Source organism: Xanthomonas arboricola pv. juglandis (assembly GCF_905367715.1).
Classification (GTDB): domain Bacteria; phylum Pseudomonadota; class Gammaproteobacteria; order Xanthomonadales; family Xanthomonadaceae; genus Xanthomonas; species Xanthomonas arboricola.
Genome location: NZ_HG999362.1, coordinates 895540 through 912245 on the forward strand (window position 1 = coordinate 895540; position 16706 = coordinate 912245).

Consider the following 16706-nt stretch of genomic DNA (forward strand, 5'->3'; position numbering starts at 1 on the left):
CGTCGGCAGGTAGCCCGGCGCCCGCTATCGACAGCTAGCGTCGGGTAGCGGCGATCACGACGCGCCCCATGCAGCTTGCTCGATCGCCCAGTGCGTCAGCCACGTTCGGCGCGTCGTCTGCCGCCATCGCTGAACTGCGCAGGCGCGCGCAGCATCGCGCGCGTCGCCCTGATCGCCGTGGCGCCTTACAATTTCGCATTACCCAGCCTTCGGGCCCGTCAGGAGTCGTTCTTCAATGAAATTCCGCTTCGCCGCCGCTGCGGTGGCCACGTTTGCCTTTGGCCTGGTCTGCGCGCAGACCCCTGCGCCGCAGCCGACGCCTGCCGTTGCCGCTGCGCCGGCCGCCGTCCCGGTTCCGCCCGCACCCGCGCCGGCCGTGTCCAAGTCCTGGATCCTGATGGATTACGCCACCGGGCAGGTGCTGGCCGGTGAAAACATCCACCAGCAGCTGGCGCCGGCCAGCATCACCAAGGTGATGACGTCCTACGTGGTCGCGGCCGAAATCAAGAATGGCAAGGTCAAGCGCGACGACCAGGTCATGATGAGCGAGCGCGCCTGGCGCGAGGGCGGTGCCGGCACCGACGGCAGCTACAGCGGCTTCCCGGTCAACCAGACCGCGCGTCTGGAAGACATGGAAAAGGGCATGGCGATCCAGTCCGGCAACGATGCCGCGATCGCACTGGCCGAGCATGTGGCCGGCAGCGAAGAAGCCTTCGCCTCGCTGATGAACAGCTACGCCGCCAAGATCGGCATGAAGGACTCCTACTTCGTCAACGCGCACGGCCTCAGCGCCGAAGGTCACCATTCCACCGCCTACGACCTGGCGATGCTGGGCCGCGCGATGGTGCGCGATTACCCGGAGACCTATGCCTACAACAAGATCAAGGAATTCCAGGTTGGCAGCATCAAGCAGAACAACCGCAACCTGCTGTTGTGGCGCGACCCGGCAGTGGACGGCATCAAGACCGGCCACACCTCCGAGGCCGGCTACTGCCTGCTGAGCTCGGCCAAGCGCGGCGACCAGCGCCTGGTGGCGGTGGTGATGGGCGATTCGTCCGAGCGCCAGCGCGCCGACGACAGCCTGGCCCTGCTCAACTGGGGCTTCCGCTTCTTCGAAACCCACAGCCTGTACGCGCCCGGCAAGGTCGTGACCAAGCAAAAGGTCTGGAAGGGCCAGCAGGACGAAGTGCAGCTGGGCGTGGCCCAGCCATTGCTGGTCAGCCTGCAGCGCGGCCGCTACAACGACCTCAAGCCCAGCATGGAAGTGGCCAAGAACCTGCAGGCCCCGATCAAGCAGGGCCAGCAGATCGGCACCGTCAAGGTCAGCCTGGACGGCAAGATCATCGCCCAGGCTCCGCTGGTCGCCATCAACGCAGTCGAAGAGGGCGGCTTCTTCAAGCGCCTCTGGGATGCGTTCTGGATGTGGTGGGAATCGGAGTGATCCAAAGAAAAAGCCGGCGAAAGCCGGCTTTTTCTTTGCGGGGATTGGGAATTGGAGATTCGGGATTGGCAAAGGCGAGAGCAGCAGCGAAGCACTAGCAGCCCGCTGTTGCGAATCCCCAATCCCGACTCCCCAATCCCAGCCCTCAAAGCATCCGACTGATCGTGAAACTGCCATACACCGGCGTTTCGCGCTGGGTGTCGAATTCGCGGGTGCGGTGGTAGCGGGCGATGGCGAACTTCCAGCGGCCGTACATCACCGCCAGGCCGTAGCCGACATCGCCCACGAACGGGCGCTTGTCCACGCTGTGGCTGTTGCGGAAGGTGTTGCCGTCCAGGGTGATGTCGCGCAGCACCCAGCGCGCATCGGTGGTCAGGAACAGATGGCCCGACCAGCCGCTGGCGCGTCCGAGCCGGCTGGGGGCGGTGTTCTCGCCGGCCGGGCGGGTCGGGGTGCTGCCGAAGTCGTCCGGCAGCTTCCAGCCGAAGCGCACCTCGCCACCGGCATTCAGATGCGTTGCCATGTTGCCGACCGCGCCGCCCCAATGCGAAATGAAATCCCAGCCGAAGCCGTCTGCATTGACTGCCGCATCCCCCGGCCAGCGGCGCATGCGCTCGTGCACCAGGTTGATCAGCGGCTCGTTGTGCAGCTGGTTGTCCCAGCCCTGGAATTTTTCGTCGCCCAGCACATCGTGGATCGCATCCTGCGCTTCCTGCGCAAATGCCCACGGGCCGACCACGCCGACCTGCAGCTGGGTAGTGCGCAGATGCGCATCGTTGCGCGCGTTGTAGCCGAAGCTCGCCAGCAGGATGCCCGCATACGGGCGATCGTCCGGGATCACATCGCGGCGGGTGGGATCGGTGGGAGTGAAAATCGCCTGGCCGATCGAGAACACCATGTTCTGCTGGTCGAACTCGCCCGGATGCAGACGCTCCAGATAGCCGTTGACCCAGCGCGCGGTGCGCGGCAGGCAGGGGTCGTCGGTGTAGTCGACCAGGTTGGGCGACACCAGCGTCAGCACCGCGCCGTTGGAATAGCCCTGATCCTGATCCTCACCGCCGAACAGGTCGTTGTCGACCCGGAAGTTCACCGCCGGCGGCGTCCGGCTCATTCTGCTGGAGTCGCACTGGTCGGCAGCCAGGGCCGGCATCGACAGCCCGGAAAGAGAGAGCAGCAGGGCAGCGGACAACGCGCGCGGTCGAAGCATGGAGGGCCTGGAAAGGTAGGAAAGGACGATGTTCAGCAAAGGTGCCTGCGGCCGCTGCTGCGCCGCGTGAATGTGCGCAGGAGCAGAAGGCATTTTCTGCCGGCGCCCTGCCGTGTAGAACCATCACCGGCGCGTAGCTGTGTTTGGTCCGGGACTGTAATGACAGATTCTTGCTGAAAGTTGGGGGCCGCCCGCCCGGCTCCCCGGCCGTGACGCGCCCATCCGTTCGACCGGTGCGGGCTTGGGTTTGTCCGCCATCGTCCCGATAATGGGCGTATGGAAATCAGCACCGACAACCCCGATCACGGCTTCCAGTTTCCCGGTACCTTCGAGCTCAGCGCCATGGGCGCGGCCGAGCGCGGGCTGGAAAGCGAACTTCCGCGCCTGCTCGCCGCCACCGGTGTGGAGCTGCTGGAGGAAAGCATCAGCTGGAAGCATTCGTCCAGCGGCAAATATGTCTCGGTCAAGATCGGCTTCCGCGCCGAGAGCCGCGAGCAGTTCGACGCTGCGCACCAGGCGCTGCGCGATCACCCGGAAGTGAAGTGGACGCTGTAGCGGTCCAGGCAGTGGAAAGCCCCGTTCCCGTGCTGCCGGCGCAGTTGCGCGACCTCGGTCGACAGGAGTACGCCCCGGTGTGGCGTGCGATGCAGCGTTTCACCGATGCGCGTGATGAGGCCACCGCCGACGAAGTGTGGGTGGTAGAGCATGCGCCGGTGTTTACGCTGGGCCAGGCCGGCAAGCCCGAGCATGTGCTGGCGCCGGGCGAGATTCCGGTGCTGCAGGTCGATCGCGGCGGCCAGGTCACCTATCACGGCCCCGGCCAGCTGGTGGTCTATCCGCTGCTGGACCTGCGTCGGCTCAAGATCGGCGTGCGCGATTACGTGTGCAAGATCGAGCAGGCGCTGATCGACACGTTGGACGAATGGAACATCCTCGCCGAGCGCCGCGAAGGCGCGCCGGGCGTGTACGTGGGCGGCGCAAAGATCGCCGCGCTTGGGATCCGGGTGCGGCGCGGCTGCACCTTCCACGGCCTGTCGTTCAATGTGGCGATGGACCTGGAGCCGTTCCACCGCATCAACCCCTGTGGCTACCAGGGCCTGCAGGTGACCTCGGTGCTAGACTTGGGCGGCCCCTCCGGGATGGACGCCGTCAAGGCGGTGCTGCTCGATCAGCTGGCGCGCCAGTTCGGTCTCGTCTTGCAGCCTGTCTCCGCGTTGCCCGACCTTTCGCTTCCGGCCTGAGCGCCCGTTATTGCCATGACCCAGCCTATCGCCCGTTCCATCCCCTTGCAGGTCGTCTCCGGCGACACCGCCGCACCTGCGCCGCTGCAGACCGGCGTCAAGCAGATCGGTGGCGACAAGATCAACCGCTCGCCGGTGCAGTTCGTCGATGCGCCGGTGCTGCGCAAGCCGTCTTGGATCCGGGTGCGGATTCCGTCCGGCAATGCAGTGCAGAACCTCAAGGCCAAGCTGCGCGAAAACCGCCTGGTCACGGTCTGCGAGGAAGCCAGCTGCCCGAACATCCACGAGTGCTTCAGCCACGGCACCGCGACCTTCATGATCCTGGGCGAGGTGTGCACGCGGCGCTGCTCGTTCTGCGATGTGGCGCACGGCCGGCCCAAGCCGCCGGATGCAAACGAACCGGCCAGCCTGGCCACCACCGTGGCCGACATGGGCCTGAAGTACGTGGTGGTGACCAGCGTGGATCGCGACGACCTGCGCGACGGCGGTGCCCAGCATTTCGTCGACTGCATTTCGGCCATCCGGGTCAGCTCACCCAAGACCCGTATCGAGATCCTGACCCCGGATTTCCGCGGCAAGGGCCGCATGGACCGCGCACTGGAGATCCTGGCGCTCAGCCCGCCGGACGTGTTTAACCACAACATCGAAACCGTGCCGGACCTATATCCGAACGTGCGTCCGGGTGCTGACTACCAGTGGTCGCTGACCCTGCTGCAGCGTTTCAAGGCGCAGCATCCGTCCATCGCCACCAAGTCCGGCATCATGCTCGGCCTGGGCGAGACGATGGAGCAGGTGCAGGCCACCTTGCGCGACCTGCGCGCGCACGATGTGGACATGATCACCATCGGCCAGTACCTGCAGCCGACGCCGCACCACCATCCGGTGATGCGCTACTGGACGCCGGAGGAATACAAGGCGCTGGAGGACTACGGCAATGCGTTGGGCTTCAGCCACGTCGCCTCCGGGCCGATGGTGCGCTCCTCGTATCACGCCGATCGTCAGGCCGCCGGCGCGGGCGTCGCTGCTTAAGCCAGCCGATAACGCCTACGCTCAGGCGGGCGCGGCTGCCGGTGCTGTGTCATCTGATGCCGCAGCCGGCCGCACGCCGAGTGCGTGTCTTCGCGAACTGCCCGCGACCGCCCTCGCGTAGCTCCGATGATTTCGAGCTAGAACGACTCACACGACCCCGCACACCGCGGGGTCGTGGTGTCTCCGGCCGCTGCTCTTGGCTGGCAGGGTACGGTCGCGTTCACAATCCGCTACAGGCCCGGCGCTAGGCTGATTCAGCCAGTGGATGACAACGCCAGCAACTTTCGGCACTGTCATGCTGTCTGATCCGTTCACCGCCTTTCTTTCGTCGGCCCTGTGCCGAGAGCCATTCGATGACCTACAACGTTTCTGCGTCCATGAAGGCCGGCCTGCTGGCGCTGGTGTTGACCACTCCGATGGCCTTGCTCGCACGCGCCGACACGGCGTTGCCGGCGGCAGCCACGCCCGACCAGGCCACCGCGACCAAGCTGGTCTACGGTCTGCTCTCCGACAGCCGCTATGCCTACCGTCCGCGCACGCTGGACGAGGCGATGTCCAAGGACGTCTTCAAGCGCTATCTGGAAACCCTGGACGGCAGCAAACAGTTCTTTACCCAGGCCGACATCGATAGCTTTGCGCCGTTGCAGACGGGCGTTGGCGATGCGCTGCGTGGCGGCAATCTGGAGCCGGCGTTCCAGGTGTTTTCGGTCTACAAGAAGCGCGTCGATCAGCGCGTCAAGTACGCGCGCGACCTGCTCAAGCAGGACTTCGATTTTTCCGGCAGCGACAAGTTCGAGTACGACCGCAAGGACGTGCCGTGGGCGGCAGACGACAAGCAGCTGGACGTGCTGTGGCGGCAGTCGGTGATGAACGATTGGCTGCGCCTCAAGCTGGCCGGCAAGAAGCCTGACGACATTCGCAAGACGCTGGATAAGCGTTATGTCTCGCTGGCCGATTCGGTCAAGCAGTTGAAGGGCGAGGACGTGTTCCAGTTCTTCGTCAACGCCTACACCAATGCGGTCGATCCGCACACCGATTACTTCACCCCGCGCACCGCAGAAACCTTCAATCAGCAGATGTCGTTGTCGCTGGAAGGCATCGGCGCGCAGCTGCAGAAGCAGGACGACATGGTGGTGATCCGTGAGGTCATCCCGGGCGGTCCGGCGGCGGTGGATGGCACGCTCAAGCCGGGCGATCGTATCGTCGGCGTGGGCCAAGCCAAGAATGGCGCGATCGAAGATGTGATCGGCTGGCGCATCGACGATGTGGTCGCCAAGATCCGCGGCAGCAAGGACACCCAGGTGCGCCTGGAATACATCCCCGCCGAGTCGGGCATCGACGGCAAGCACCGCACCGTGACGCTGACCCGGCAGAAGGTGCGCCTGGCCGAGCAGGCCGCCAAGGGCGAGACCATCACCCTGCCGGCCAAGGGCAGCGAGCCGGAGCGCCGCATCGGCATCATCAAGCTGCCGGGCTTCTATCAGGATTTCGAAGGCCGTCGTCGTAACGCGACCGACTATGCATCGGCAACGCGTGACGTCGCCAAACTGCTGGCCGGCTTTAAGACCGACAAGGTTGACGGCGTGGTGCTGGACCTGCGTAACAACGGCGGCGGTTCGCTGGACGAGGCGATCGAGCTCACCGGCCTGTTCATCGAGCAGGGCCCGGTGGTGCAGGTGCGCGAATCCGGCGGCCGGGTCACCGTCAATGGCGACAGCAATCCCAAGGTGGCCTGGGATGGTCCGCTGGGCGTGCTGATCAACCGCGGCTCGGCATCCGCCTCGGAGATCTTTGCCGGTGCCATCCAGGACTACGGTCGCGGCCTGGTGATCGGTGAAACCAGCTTCGGCAAGGGCACGGTGCAGAACATCGTCGACCTGGACCGCTGGCCGGCGGCGGAAGGGCAGCGCTATGGGCAGGTCAAGCTGACGATCGCGCAGTTCTTCCGCGTCAGCGGCTCCAGCACCCAGCACAAGGGCGTGGTGCCGGACATCGCATTCCCGGCCAGCGTGGATGCCACCGAGTTCGGCGAGAGCACCTACGACAACGCGCTGCCGTGGACGCGCATTGCCGCCGCACCGCACACCCAGTACGGCAACTTCGCGCCGCTGCTGCCCAAATTGCAGGGCCTGCATACCGCACGCATTGCCACCGACAAGGAATTCCAGTGGTGGGAAGAGGACGTCAAGCAGTTCCGCGATGAGAAGGCCAAGAAGTACATTTCGTTGAACGAAGCCGAGCGCGTTGCCGAGCGTCAGAAGCAGGATCAGCAGCGCAAGGATCGCCAGCAGGTGCGCAAGCAGCTGGGGCTGCCGCTGGACCCGCTTGCCGAAGACAGCGATGACGGCCTGACCGGCAACGAGCGCGATATCGTCAAGGACACCGCGCGTGAGAAGGCCGCAGAAAAGCGCCCGGATCCGTTGCTGCACGAATCGGCCGCCATCCTCGCCGATGCGCTGGGCCTGCTGTCGCAGGACCAGCCGCTGTCGGCGCAGGTGCTGCCGCAGTCGACCGCGCCGGGACGTTGGGCCGACTGATCGTCTGCCGAACAGCTGGCGACAAGATCAGCTTGCAATGCAAAACGCCACCGCATCGCGGTGGCGTTTTTATTGGGCGACCCTTTCATGTCCGGCACTACTGCGCGAGCGGGTTTGACTGATGATCGATTGCCGGCTGCCATACCTGTGGGCCGTGCGGCGCTCCATTGCGCCCGACGTGGCTTACGCCAAGGCCTGCCAGATGCCTTGCAGGCCGAGCACCAGCAAGGTGGTGAAAAAGAAGCGCCGAAACGTCTCGGCAGAAATGCGGTTGCGCACCCAGGCACCCAGCCACATGCCGATGGCGGTGGGTAGCAGTGCCCACAACGACGGAGCGATCGCCGCGCGGGGTAGCGCGCCGTGCCAGGCCAGGGCACTGGCCAGCGCCAGCGTCGCCACGCCGAAACACCAGCCCAGGGAGCGGATCAACAGCTCGGGCGGGAGTTGCAGGGCGGTGAGGTAGGGCAGTGATGGCAGCACGAATACGCCGGTGGCGCCACTCAACAGACCGGTGGCCAGCCCGGCCAGTGGCCCTGCCCACGGTTCGTGACGTGCCTGCATCGTCCAGTGCCGACGGGCCAGCCCAAGCAAGGCGTACAGCGCCAGCAGCGCGCCCAACCCGGCGCGGACCAGGCTGGGGTCGGCGCCTGTTAGCACCCCAGCACTCAGCCAGGTGCCCAGCGTCACGGCGGCCAGCAATGGCCACAGACGTCGCAACAGGGTCGCCGTGTCCGGCCCCCAGGCTTGCTGCACATTCGTCACAAGCGAAGGCAGAGCCAGTAAGGTCGCTGCCTCGGCAGGCGTCAGCCACAGACCCAGCAGCCCCATCGCAACGGTCGGCAAGCCCATCCCGGCCACGCCCTTGACCCAGCCAGCCAATAAAAAAACGCCTGCGATCAGATGCCAGTGGGTGTGCAATGTCTCCATGCAGCCAAGGATCCGGGCTTGTTCCGCGGCAGACAATGCGTGATTGTTTGATGCAGGCTTCGGCAGCGCCGAAGGCTAAGGAGGGATGCCGCGCGTGCAGAGGCCCTTGGCTTGGCTGACCTGTCTTGTCGGCGACGAGTGCACGTCGATTGACGTACACGTGCTTGTGGAGCGCTCATGCATCTGGAATTTGTCGATTTACGGTTGTTCATCGCGGCGGTCGAGACCGGCAGCATTACTGCCGGTGCGCAACGCGCGGCGTTGTCGCTGGCCGCTGCCAGTGCGCGGATTCGTGCGCTGGAGCTGCAGGTGGGCGCCGTACTGCTGGAACGCGGGCGCCGCGGCGTTAGCCTGACTCCGGCCGGTGGCGTGTTGCTGCGGCACGCACGGCAATTGCAGCGGCAGGCAGACGCGCTGCAGCTGGAGCTGGGCGGCTACGGTGGCGGTGGCCAGGTGACGCTGCGGCTGGCGGCCAATACCGCGGCGCTGTCGGCATGGCTGCCCGAACGGTTGGCGGATTTTCTCATCGCACATCCGCAGCTGGAGCTGGCATTGACCGAGCAGGGCAGCGACGAAGCTGCCGATGCGGTGCGCGAGGAACGCGCCGACATCGCCGTGGTCGCGGGTCATGCCGATCTCAGTGGGCTGCAGGTGCTGCCGTTCCGTGAGGATCGACTGGTGCTGGTGATGGCTGCAGCGCATCCACTGGCCGGTGCCGCGACGCTGCAATTGAGCGAGCTCGCGGGAATGGACACGCTGGGACTGGCCGCCGACAGCGCCTTGCAACGGCATCTGCGCGTGCAGATGAACCGCGCCGGCGTGCAGGTGCGCATGCGTGCAAAGGTACAAGGCATCGACGTGTTGTGCCGCATGCTCGCACAAGGCATGGGCGTGGCGATTCTCCCGCACGCCGCAGTGCAGCGGTCATGCGTGCGCGATCAACTGGCCACGGTGCCCCTGGATGCAGCCTGGGCACCGCGGCAACTTTCGATCGTGCTGCGTTGCGAGCCTGCGCCGTCGGCCATGCTGCAAGCGCTGGTGGATTGGCTGCAACGCGACTGAGCTGCGTAGCGTCAGAGCGGCCGGCATCGGGACAGCATCACGTCGCCGGCGCGCTCAACGCGGCCAGGCGAATTCGGCCAGCACCGGATAATGATCGGACGGCAATACACCGCCGGGACGCTGATCCAGCGTGGAAAAGCGTGTTGGTGTCAGGCCGCGGAACAGGATCCAGTCGATACGACGGGTCGGCTGCGTGGTGAAGTCCTGGAAGGTTTTTTCCGGGCCTTGCGGTTCGGGGGCACGGGCGCGTGCATCGCCAAGCGAGGCGGTGAGGACGCGGTAGGTGCCCTGGTCAGGATCGCTGTTGAAGTCGCCGGTCAGCACCACCGGAATGTTTGCCGGCAGCGCCGCGATGCGCGACAGGATCAGGCGCGCGCTGTGCTCTCGGGCGGCCTCGTCCTGGTCGCGGTGGGCGAAGTGCGTGTTGAGCAGATAGAAGCGGCGCTTGTCGCTGCGACGCTCGAACAGGGCCCAGGTCACCATGCGCGGCAGGTCGGTGTTCCAACTGCTGCTGCCGGGGACCTGTGGCGTTTCCGACAGCCAGAAGTCGCCCGATTCCACCACCGACAACGCGCGGCTGTCGTAGAACACGCCCATGTGCTCGTCGCTGTCGTCGCCGCGGCGGCCCTTGCCGAACCAGCGGTAATCAGGCAATTGCGCAGCCAGATATTGCGCCTGCTCCTGCACCAATTCCTGCGTGCCGAAGACATCCGGGTGCGCTTGTCCGACCAATGCCGCCATCGCCGTGCGGCGCACGCTCCAGCGCTTGTCGCCATCGGTATCCACCGGCACGCGCACATTGAACGACATCACCCGCAAGGGTGCGGGCGCAGGTGCCGCCAACGCAGGCAAGGCAATGCACAGCAGCGCGAGTGCAGCGAACAGGGAACGTGAGATGGCGCGAACGGACAGGCGTGACATGCAGGCGGATTCCTCAAGGACCAATCGGCGAGTCTAATCGGCATGCATGACCGAAATGTCATCGACATACCGCGCCCGCTTGACGTCGTCGCGCATCGGCGTAGCATTTGCACCAAGCCATCGGATAGACCGCTGGCTGCCTACTTAACCGTGAGGGATTCTCATGGCACCGCAGTACGACTATTTCGTGTTTATCGGGCGTTTCGAGCCCTTTCATAACGGCCACGCCGCCGTCGCCCGCCACGCGCTGGGCAAGGCGAACAAGCTCATCGTGTTGATCGGCTCTGCCGACACGCCCCGCACCATTCGTAATCCGTGGACCGTCGCCGAACGTGCGGTGATGATCGAGTCCGCGTTGCCGGGCGAGAGCCAGCGGCTGATCCTGCGCCCGTTGCGCGACCATCTGTACAACGAAAGCCTGTGGATTGCCGAGGTGCAGCGCCAGGTCGCCGAGGCCGTGCAGGCCGATGGCGGCACGCTCGATGCACGCATCGGCCTGATCGGCATGGACAAGGACGCCAGCAGCTACTACTTGCGCGAGTTTCCGCAGTGGCCGCTGGAAGATGTGCAACATACCGCCACGCTGTCGGCCACCGAGTTGCGCCGCTATCTGTTCGAGGCCGGCGAGATCGGCTTCCACGGTGGGTTGCTGATGCTGCGCGGTAATGTGCCGGCGCCGGTGTACGACATGCTGGAAGCGTTCCGGCGCAACTCGCCGAGCTACGCGCAGCTGGTGGCCGAATACCGTTTCATCGAGCAATATCGCGCCGCCTGGAAGGATGCGCCGTATCCGCCGACCTTCGTCACCACCGATGCGGTGGTGGTGCACTCTGGCCACGTGCTGCTGGTGCGTCGTCGCGCCGAGCCGGGCAAGGGCTTGTGGGCATTGCCCGGCGGTTTCGTCGGCCAGGACGAAGGGCTGCTGGACGGCTGCCTGCGCGAGCTGCGCGAGGAAACACGGCTGAAAGTGCCGGTGCCGGTGCTCAAGGGATCGTTGCGCGGGCGCCAGGTGTTCGACCACCCCGAGCGCAGCCTGCGTGGGCGCACCATCACCCATGCATTCCATTTCGAATTTCCGGCCGGTGAGTTGCCCGCGGTGCGCGGTGGCGACGATGCCGACAAGGCGCGCTGGATCCCGCTTGCCGAAGTGATGGCGATGGGCCCGCGGCTGTACGAAGATCATCTGCATATCCTCGAATTCTTCCTGGGTCGCGGCTGAGGCCGACAAGGATTGCGTGCCGTCATCCACCCAAGGCGTCCGCGCGCAATCCAGGATCGGCTTGAACCGTAGCCTCCCGCCGGCGGACAGACCGCTGGTTCATTCGACGCGAAGGAGCTTCCGTCATGCATTACCTCGATAACCTGCTGCTCAACACCGACAGCTACAAGGCCAGCCATTGGCTGCAGTATCCACCCGGCACCGATGCGGCGTTTTTCTATGTCGAATCACGCGGTGGTGTCTACGACCAGACCGTGTTCTTCGGCCTGCAGTCGATCCTGAAAGAGGCCATCAACCGGCCGGTGACGCATGCCGACATCGACGATGCAAAGGCCTTGCTGGCCGCACATGGCGAGCCGTTCAACGAAGCCGGCTGGCGCGACATCGTCGATCGTCTCGGCGGGCAACTGCCGATCCGCATCCGTGCCGTGCCCGAAGGCACGGTCGTGCCCACGCACAATGTGTTGATGACGATCGAATCCACCGATCCCAAGGCGTTCTGGGTGCCGTCGTACCTGGAAACGCTGCTGTTGCGCGTGTGGTACCCGGTGACGGTGGCGACGGTGAGCTGGCAGGTGAAGCAGGTGGTGCGCGATTACCTGCAGCGCACCAGCGACGAGCCGGAAGGGCAGTTGCCGTTCAAGCTGCATGACTTTGGTGCGCGTGGGGTGTCCAGCCTTGGCTCGGCCGCGCTGGGCGGTGCCGCGCATCTGGTGAACTTCCTCGGCACCGATACCTTGTCGGCGTTGCTGCTGGCGCGTGCGCATTACCACACGCCGGTAGCCGGCTATTCGATTCCCGCTGCCGAGCACAGCACCATCACCAGCTGGGGCCGCGAGCGCGAGGCCGATGCGTACCGCAACATGCTGGCGCAGTTCGCGCGCCCCGGTTCGCTGGTGGCGGTGGTCTCGGACAGCTACGACATCTACCGCGCGATCCGCGAGCATTGGGGCACCACCTTGCGCGAGGAGGTGATTGCCTCCGGTGCGACGGTGGTGATCCGTCCGGATTCGGGCGACCCGGTGGATGTGGTCGAGCAATGCCTGCTGCTGCTGGACGAGGCGTTCGGCCATCAGGTCAACGGCAAGGGCTACAAGGTGCTCAACCATGTGCGGGTGATCCAGGGCGATGGCATCAATCCGCAGTCGCTGCGCGCGATTCTCGAACGCATCACTGCTGCCGGCTATGCCGCCGACAACGTCGCCTTCGGCATGGGCGGTGCGCTGTTGCAGAAGGTTGATCGCGACACCCAGAAGTTTGCGTTGAAGTGCTCGGCCGTGCGCGTGGACGGGCAATGGATCGATGTCTACAAGGACCCGATCACCGACAAGGGCAAGCAGAGCAAGCGCGGTCGATTGACGCTGCTGCGTGACTGTGCCGATGGCAGCTATCGCAGCGCGTTGCTGGATGAAGTGGACGCGCATGCCGACAGCGAAGATGCGCTGGTGACGGTGTGGGAGAACGGCGTCATGCAGCAGGAGTGGACGCTGGAGCAGGTGCGCGCACGTGCCGATGCCGCGCGTCGCTGACGTTCGCCGCGCGGCTGACGGTATGCACGCCTCCCTCGATGAGGACTCGTTGCTGTCTGCATCGCCGCTGTTGGCCGGGTTGCGCGCCGCCGCGCCCAGCCTGCGGCGGCGCGTGCCGCAGCAGGGCGAAAGCAGCCGATGGCATGCACTGCGCATCGGCGAGCGTGCGTATCGGGCAGCGTTGCCGATCACCTTGACCCCGTATGCCTCGGTACGGCCATGTTCGGCGCGCTGCGGCTTCTGTTCGGAAAATCTGCGTCAACACCGTGGTGGCCCGGCGGCAGCGATGTTGCGGCCAGGGCCGGACTACTTTGCGCAGTTGCGCGCTGCGTTGCAGCTGCTGCACGGGGTGCCGTTGTCGTATTCCTTGTCCGGCCTGGAGATGACCGACGACCCGGACTGGTTGCAGGCCTTGCTGCAAACCCTGGCGACGACGCCCGACGGCCCGTGCGTGGAGCAGCGCGTGCTGTACAGCAATGGCGCCGGCCTGGCGCGCGCGCGAGGAGCGCAGTTGCTCGATGCCCTGGTCGACTTCGGCCTGTCGTGGATCGAGCTGTCGCGTCACCACCCGCTGCAGGCCGGCAACGACGCGATCATGCGCTTTCGACCCGACGAGCCCATTGCCGATGCGGCCATTTTCGCGCGGACGGCGCAACGCATCGCAGCGCGCGTGCCGGTGCGGCTGGTCTGCATCGTGCAGCGGGGCGGCGTGGACTGTGCCGATGGCGTGGCGCAGTACATCGCGTGGGCGCGCCGCTGTGGCGCCACGCAGGTGATCTTTCGCGAGTTGTCGCGTCTGGACGATGCGTACCGCAGCAATGGCACCTGGCGCTACATCGCGCAGCATCGCATTGGCATGGAAAGCCTGTTGGCGGACTGCATGCAGCAGCCGTGGTGGTCGCATTGGCAAGCCGACGGCATGACCGAGGGGTACTACTTCTGGAATCTGCGCATGCGCAGCGAGGACGGCCTGGAAGTGGTGTTCGAAAGCGCCGACTACGCGGCCATGCACGCACGCCACGCCACCGGCGACCTCTACAAGCTGGTGTTCTTCGCCAATGGCCGCCTGTGCGCGGGCTGGGACCCGGATGCCGATGTGCTGTGGGAGCCGGGCGATGGATGAGCTCGACCAGCGCAGCTGGTGGACGCCGGCGCCGGATGAGCCGTCCTGGGCATTGCCCGAGGATCTGCGCGCAGCCGATCCGCTTGGTGGGCGCGACTGCGGCTGGGTGAATCAAATGCGCCCGTTCGTGCGGCACTTCAGCGTGCCGGGCGCGCAGGTGTTCGACCCGTTCTGTGGATTCGGCAGCACGCTGCTGGCGGCGGCGCTGGAAGGGCGTGGCGCGCATGGCATGGAGATCGATGCCGCACGTGCGCAACTGGCACGTACGCGCCTGCAGCGGCATGGCGTGCAGGCGCCGGTCGTGGTCGGCACGCTGGTCGACACCGCGCCCGCCGCGGCGGTCGATCTGTGCCTGACCAACGTGCCGTATTTCGGTTGCCACTGGCGCGGTGCGGCATTGCCGGGGCAGTTGTATGCCAGTGCCGATTACGCGGGCTACCTGTCCGGGATGCGGGCGGTATTGCACGCCCTGCGCAAGCGGATGCGAGCGGATGGCTTCGGCGTGGCGATGGTGGAAAACGTCGTCGTCGGCGGGCGGGTGATCCCGCAGGCGTGGGATCTGGGGCGGATCCTTGCCAGTCTGTTCACCCTGCGCGAGGAGCGGGTGCTGTGCTACCGGCGTCCTGGCGCGGCTCTGGCGCCTGCAGGCACGCACAGCAATCGCAGCCACGAGTACGCGCTGATCTTCCAGCACTGCCGTGCGCAGTTGGACCTGCAGCAGGCAGCGCTGCTGCTGCAGGCGCTACGCGCGGACGGCCTGCCGGTGGAGGTGCACGGCAGCTACGCGCGCTGGCTGCAGGCGCCCGAGTCGGTGCCGGAGGGGCCGGCGGATCTGGACCTGATCCTGCAGGCCGAGCAGCCGCTCTGGGACCGTCTTACCGTCTGGCTGCAGGCGCAGGGATTCGCCTTGAGCCTGTGGGGCGAGCCATGCCGGGCGCCGGTCGCGTTGGCGGCGGTGCGTACGCACCACTATCTGCGCGCCGAGCGCATCGGCGCAGACGGCAGCCGCCTGCAGCTGGACCTGCAACTGCCAGCGGATGAACCGCCGTTGCCCTGATCGGCCACGCGACGCCGCGCGCACACCGGTTGCGGCTATGCTCTGTGCCGGTTTTGGATGCCGGAATGTCTCCATGTCTTGTTCTTCCCTGATTGCGCGCGGTGCCCTGCTTGGCGCGCTGGCAACCCTGGCTGGTTGTGGTGGCAGCAAGGGCGACACGATGCTGATGCGTGAGTCGTTCAATTCCGACGACACCTATTCGCGCAGTGTGGCGTCCACCTCGCCGCAGGCCTGCGAGGCCGCGCGCCGGGTGTTGTTGAGCCAGGGCTATGCGGTGACGCGTGCCGATGCCGCTGCGGTGGAAGGCAGCAAGAACTTCCAGCTCAAGGAAGCCGACCAGAGCGAACAACTCAATCTGCGCATTTCCTGCGCCACGCAGGACGGCGGCAAGGCGCAGGTGTTCGTCAGCGCATTGCAGGACCGTTACGCGCTGAAGAAGAGTTCGACCTCGGCCAGCGTCGGTGTCGGCGTGCTTGGTTCGTTGTCGTTGCCGGTCGGCAGCAGCGGCGATTCGCTGGTGCGCGTGTCCAGCACCACGGTGCAGGACGCGGCCTTCTACAAACGCTTCTTCGACCGTCTGAATTCGTATCTGCCCAAGGTGACCGAAGCGGTGCCTGCACCTGCAACTGCTGCTCCGCCACCGCCGCCTCCGGCGCATGCGATATCACAAGCACCGGCTCCGGTGCCTGCGGCCGCTCAGGCCAGCGAGGCGGCCACTGCTCCCGCCACGCCAGCAACAGCTGCGCCGCAACCTGCTGCAACACCTGTCGAACAGCCGCCAGTGGCGCCGTTGCCGGTAGAGGCGCAGGACCCGCCGCCGACACCAGCCCAGGTGCCGCAAACCGAGCCAGCAACCCAGCCGTGACGGAGCGATTCAGGCTCTGCTCCAAAGCCTGAATAGCCGGTTATACGCTTCACGTTGCGTTCTCGACCAAGTGGCGAAAGTGGAACCATGACTCGCCAAGGGGCGAGATGGAGACAGACGATGAAGATGCGCAATTCCCTTGTGGGTATGTCCCTGATCGCGTTGATGGCGACGAGCACCCTGGCGCAGGCGCAAACGCGCTCGCATCAGCAGCGCTATACCGAGGCAGATGAAGGCCGCAAGTTCGGCGATGGCACGCGCGTGCGCTGCCGCAATGTCGAAGTGCAGAAGAACTCGACCGATCCCAATCGTATCGGCGGCACAGTTGCCGGCGCGGCCATCGGTGGCCTGCTCGGCAACCAGGTCGGCGGCGGCAACGGCAAGAAGCTGGCAACCGTGGCCGGCGCAGTTGCCGGCGGTGCAGCGGGCCGCACCATCCAGGGCAACCGGCAGCAAGCCAACGGTAACCGTCAGGTCGAGCGCGTCTGCGAACGCCGCTGAACCTGATGCAGTGAATCCTGCGAGCCCCGGTCCTGCCGGGGCTTTCT

Annotated in this window: 15 protein-coding genes; 12 read left to right on the plus strand and 3 right to left on the minus strand. The window is 65.8% G+C overall.

From position 1 onward, the window contains the following. The first annotated feature begins 235 nt into the window (after positions 1-235). Positions 236-1441 (plus strand): D-alanyl-D-alanine carboxypeptidase family protein, encoded by a 1206-nt coding sequence (locus KHN93_RS03755; protein WP_016900824.1) that lies wholly within the window; start codon positions 236-238, stop codon positions 1439-1441. Positions 1442-1586: 145 nt separating this feature from the next. Here the strand turns inward: KHN93_RS03755 and KHN93_RS03760 are convergent, their stop codons facing one another. Further along, a complete protein-coding gene (locus KHN93_RS03760; protein WP_039514940.1) occupies positions 1587-2648 on the minus strand; it encodes a lipid A deacylase LpxR family protein in 1062 nt (353 codons plus the stop codon). A 276-nt stretch (positions 2649-2924) separates the two neighbouring features. Between KHN93_RS03760 and KHN93_RS03765 the strand changes: the two genes are divergently transcribed. The 4 genes from KHN93_RS03765 to KHN93_RS03780 all read left to right on the plus strand — a co-directional run bounded on the left by KHN93_RS03765 (position 2925) and on the right by KHN93_RS03780 (position 7455). Then, entirely contained in the window at positions 2925-3203 is a 279-nt protein-coding gene (locus tag KHN93_RS03765; RefSeq protein ID WP_016900827.1) for a YbeD family protein, read from the plus strand. Then, entirely contained in the window at positions 3191-3889 is a 699-nt protein-coding gene (lipB, locus tag KHN93_RS03770) for a lipoyl(octanoyl) transferase LipB (RefSeq protein WP_104560593.1), read from the plus strand. Before KHN93_RS03765 ends, lipB begins: the two co-directional genes overlap by 13 nt. A gap of 15 nt (positions 3890-3904) precedes the next feature. Then, on the plus strand, positions 3905-4918 hold the full coding sequence (lipA, locus tag KHN93_RS03775) for a lipoyl synthase (protein ID WP_024939683.1): 1014 nt from the start codon (positions 3905-3907) through the stop codon (positions 4916-4918). A 377-nt stretch (positions 4919-5295) separates the two neighbouring features. Continuing rightward, complete coding sequence (locus KHN93_RS03780; RefSeq protein WP_016900835.1) at positions 5296-7455, plus strand: carboxy terminal-processing peptidase; 2160 nt, start codon at positions 5296-5298, stop codon at positions 7453-7455. 183 nt (positions 7456-7638) lie between these two features. On the opposite strand, the gene KHN93_RS03785 is transcribed toward KHN93_RS03780, so the two are convergent. Beyond that, positions 7639-8382 (minus strand): sulfite exporter TauE/SafE family protein, encoded by a 744-nt coding sequence (locus KHN93_RS03785; protein ID WP_212579158.1) that lies wholly within the window; start codon positions 8380-8382, stop codon positions 7639-7641. A 177-nt stretch (positions 8383-8559) separates the two neighbouring features. Between KHN93_RS03785 and KHN93_RS03790 the strand changes: the two genes are divergently transcribed. Continuing rightward, the gene (locus tag KHN93_RS03790) at positions 8560-9444 is read left to right on the plus strand and encodes a LysR substrate-binding domain-containing protein (RefSeq protein ID WP_212579159.1); all 885 of its coding nucleotides are present in this window, start codon (positions 8560-8562) and stop codon (positions 9442-9444) included. 54 nt (positions 9445-9498) lie between these two features. On the opposite strand, the gene KHN93_RS03795 is transcribed toward KHN93_RS03790, so the two are convergent. After that, the gene (locus tag KHN93_RS03795) at positions 9499-10365 is read right to left on the minus strand and encodes an endonuclease/exonuclease/phosphatase family protein (RefSeq protein ID WP_104560601.1); all 867 of its coding nucleotides are present in this window, start codon (positions 10363-10365) and stop codon (positions 9499-9501) included. Between the two features lie 163 nt (positions 10366-10528). Here KHN93_RS03795 and KHN93_RS03800 point away from each other — a divergent pair, with 163 nt between their 5' ends. The 6 genes from KHN93_RS03800 (at position 10529) to KHN93_RS03825 (ending at position 16659) form a co-directional block, all read left to right on the plus strand. Next, complete coding sequence (locus tag KHN93_RS03800; protein ID WP_104560603.1) at positions 10529-11584, plus strand: bifunctional nicotinamide-nucleotide adenylyltransferase/Nudix hydroxylase; 1056 nt, start codon at positions 10529-10531, stop codon at positions 11582-11584. A 125-nt stretch (positions 11585-11709) separates the two neighbouring features. Beyond that, the gene (locus KHN93_RS03805; protein WP_104560605.1) at positions 11710-13113 is read left to right on the plus strand and encodes a nicotinate phosphoribosyltransferase; all 1404 of its coding nucleotides are present in this window, start codon (positions 11710-11712) and stop codon (positions 13111-13113) included. A 22-nt stretch (positions 13114-13135) separates the two neighbouring features. Further along, positions 13136-14236, plus strand: a complete 1101-nt coding sequence (locus tag KHN93_RS03810) for a radical SAM family protein (protein ID WP_104560607.1) — start codon at positions 13136-13138, stop codon at positions 14234-14236. Continuing rightward, entirely contained in the window at positions 14229-15293 is a 1065-nt protein-coding gene (locus KHN93_RS03815) for a DNA methyltransferase (RefSeq protein WP_104560609.1), read from the plus strand. The genes KHN93_RS03810 and KHN93_RS03815 overlap by 8 nt, the downstream gene beginning before the upstream one ends. Positions 15294-15366: 73 nt before the next feature. Continuing rightward, on the plus strand, positions 15367-16158 hold the full coding sequence (locus KHN93_RS03820) for a DUF2242 domain-containing protein (protein ID WP_167707737.1): 792 nt from the start codon (positions 15367-15369) through the stop codon (positions 16156-16158). Between the two features lie 120 nt (positions 16159-16278). Beyond that, complete coding sequence (locus KHN93_RS03825) at positions 16279-16659, plus strand: glycine zipper 2TM domain-containing protein (RefSeq protein WP_026063982.1); 381 nt, start codon at positions 16279-16281, stop codon at positions 16657-16659. Positions 16660-16706 lie beyond the last annotated feature (47 nt).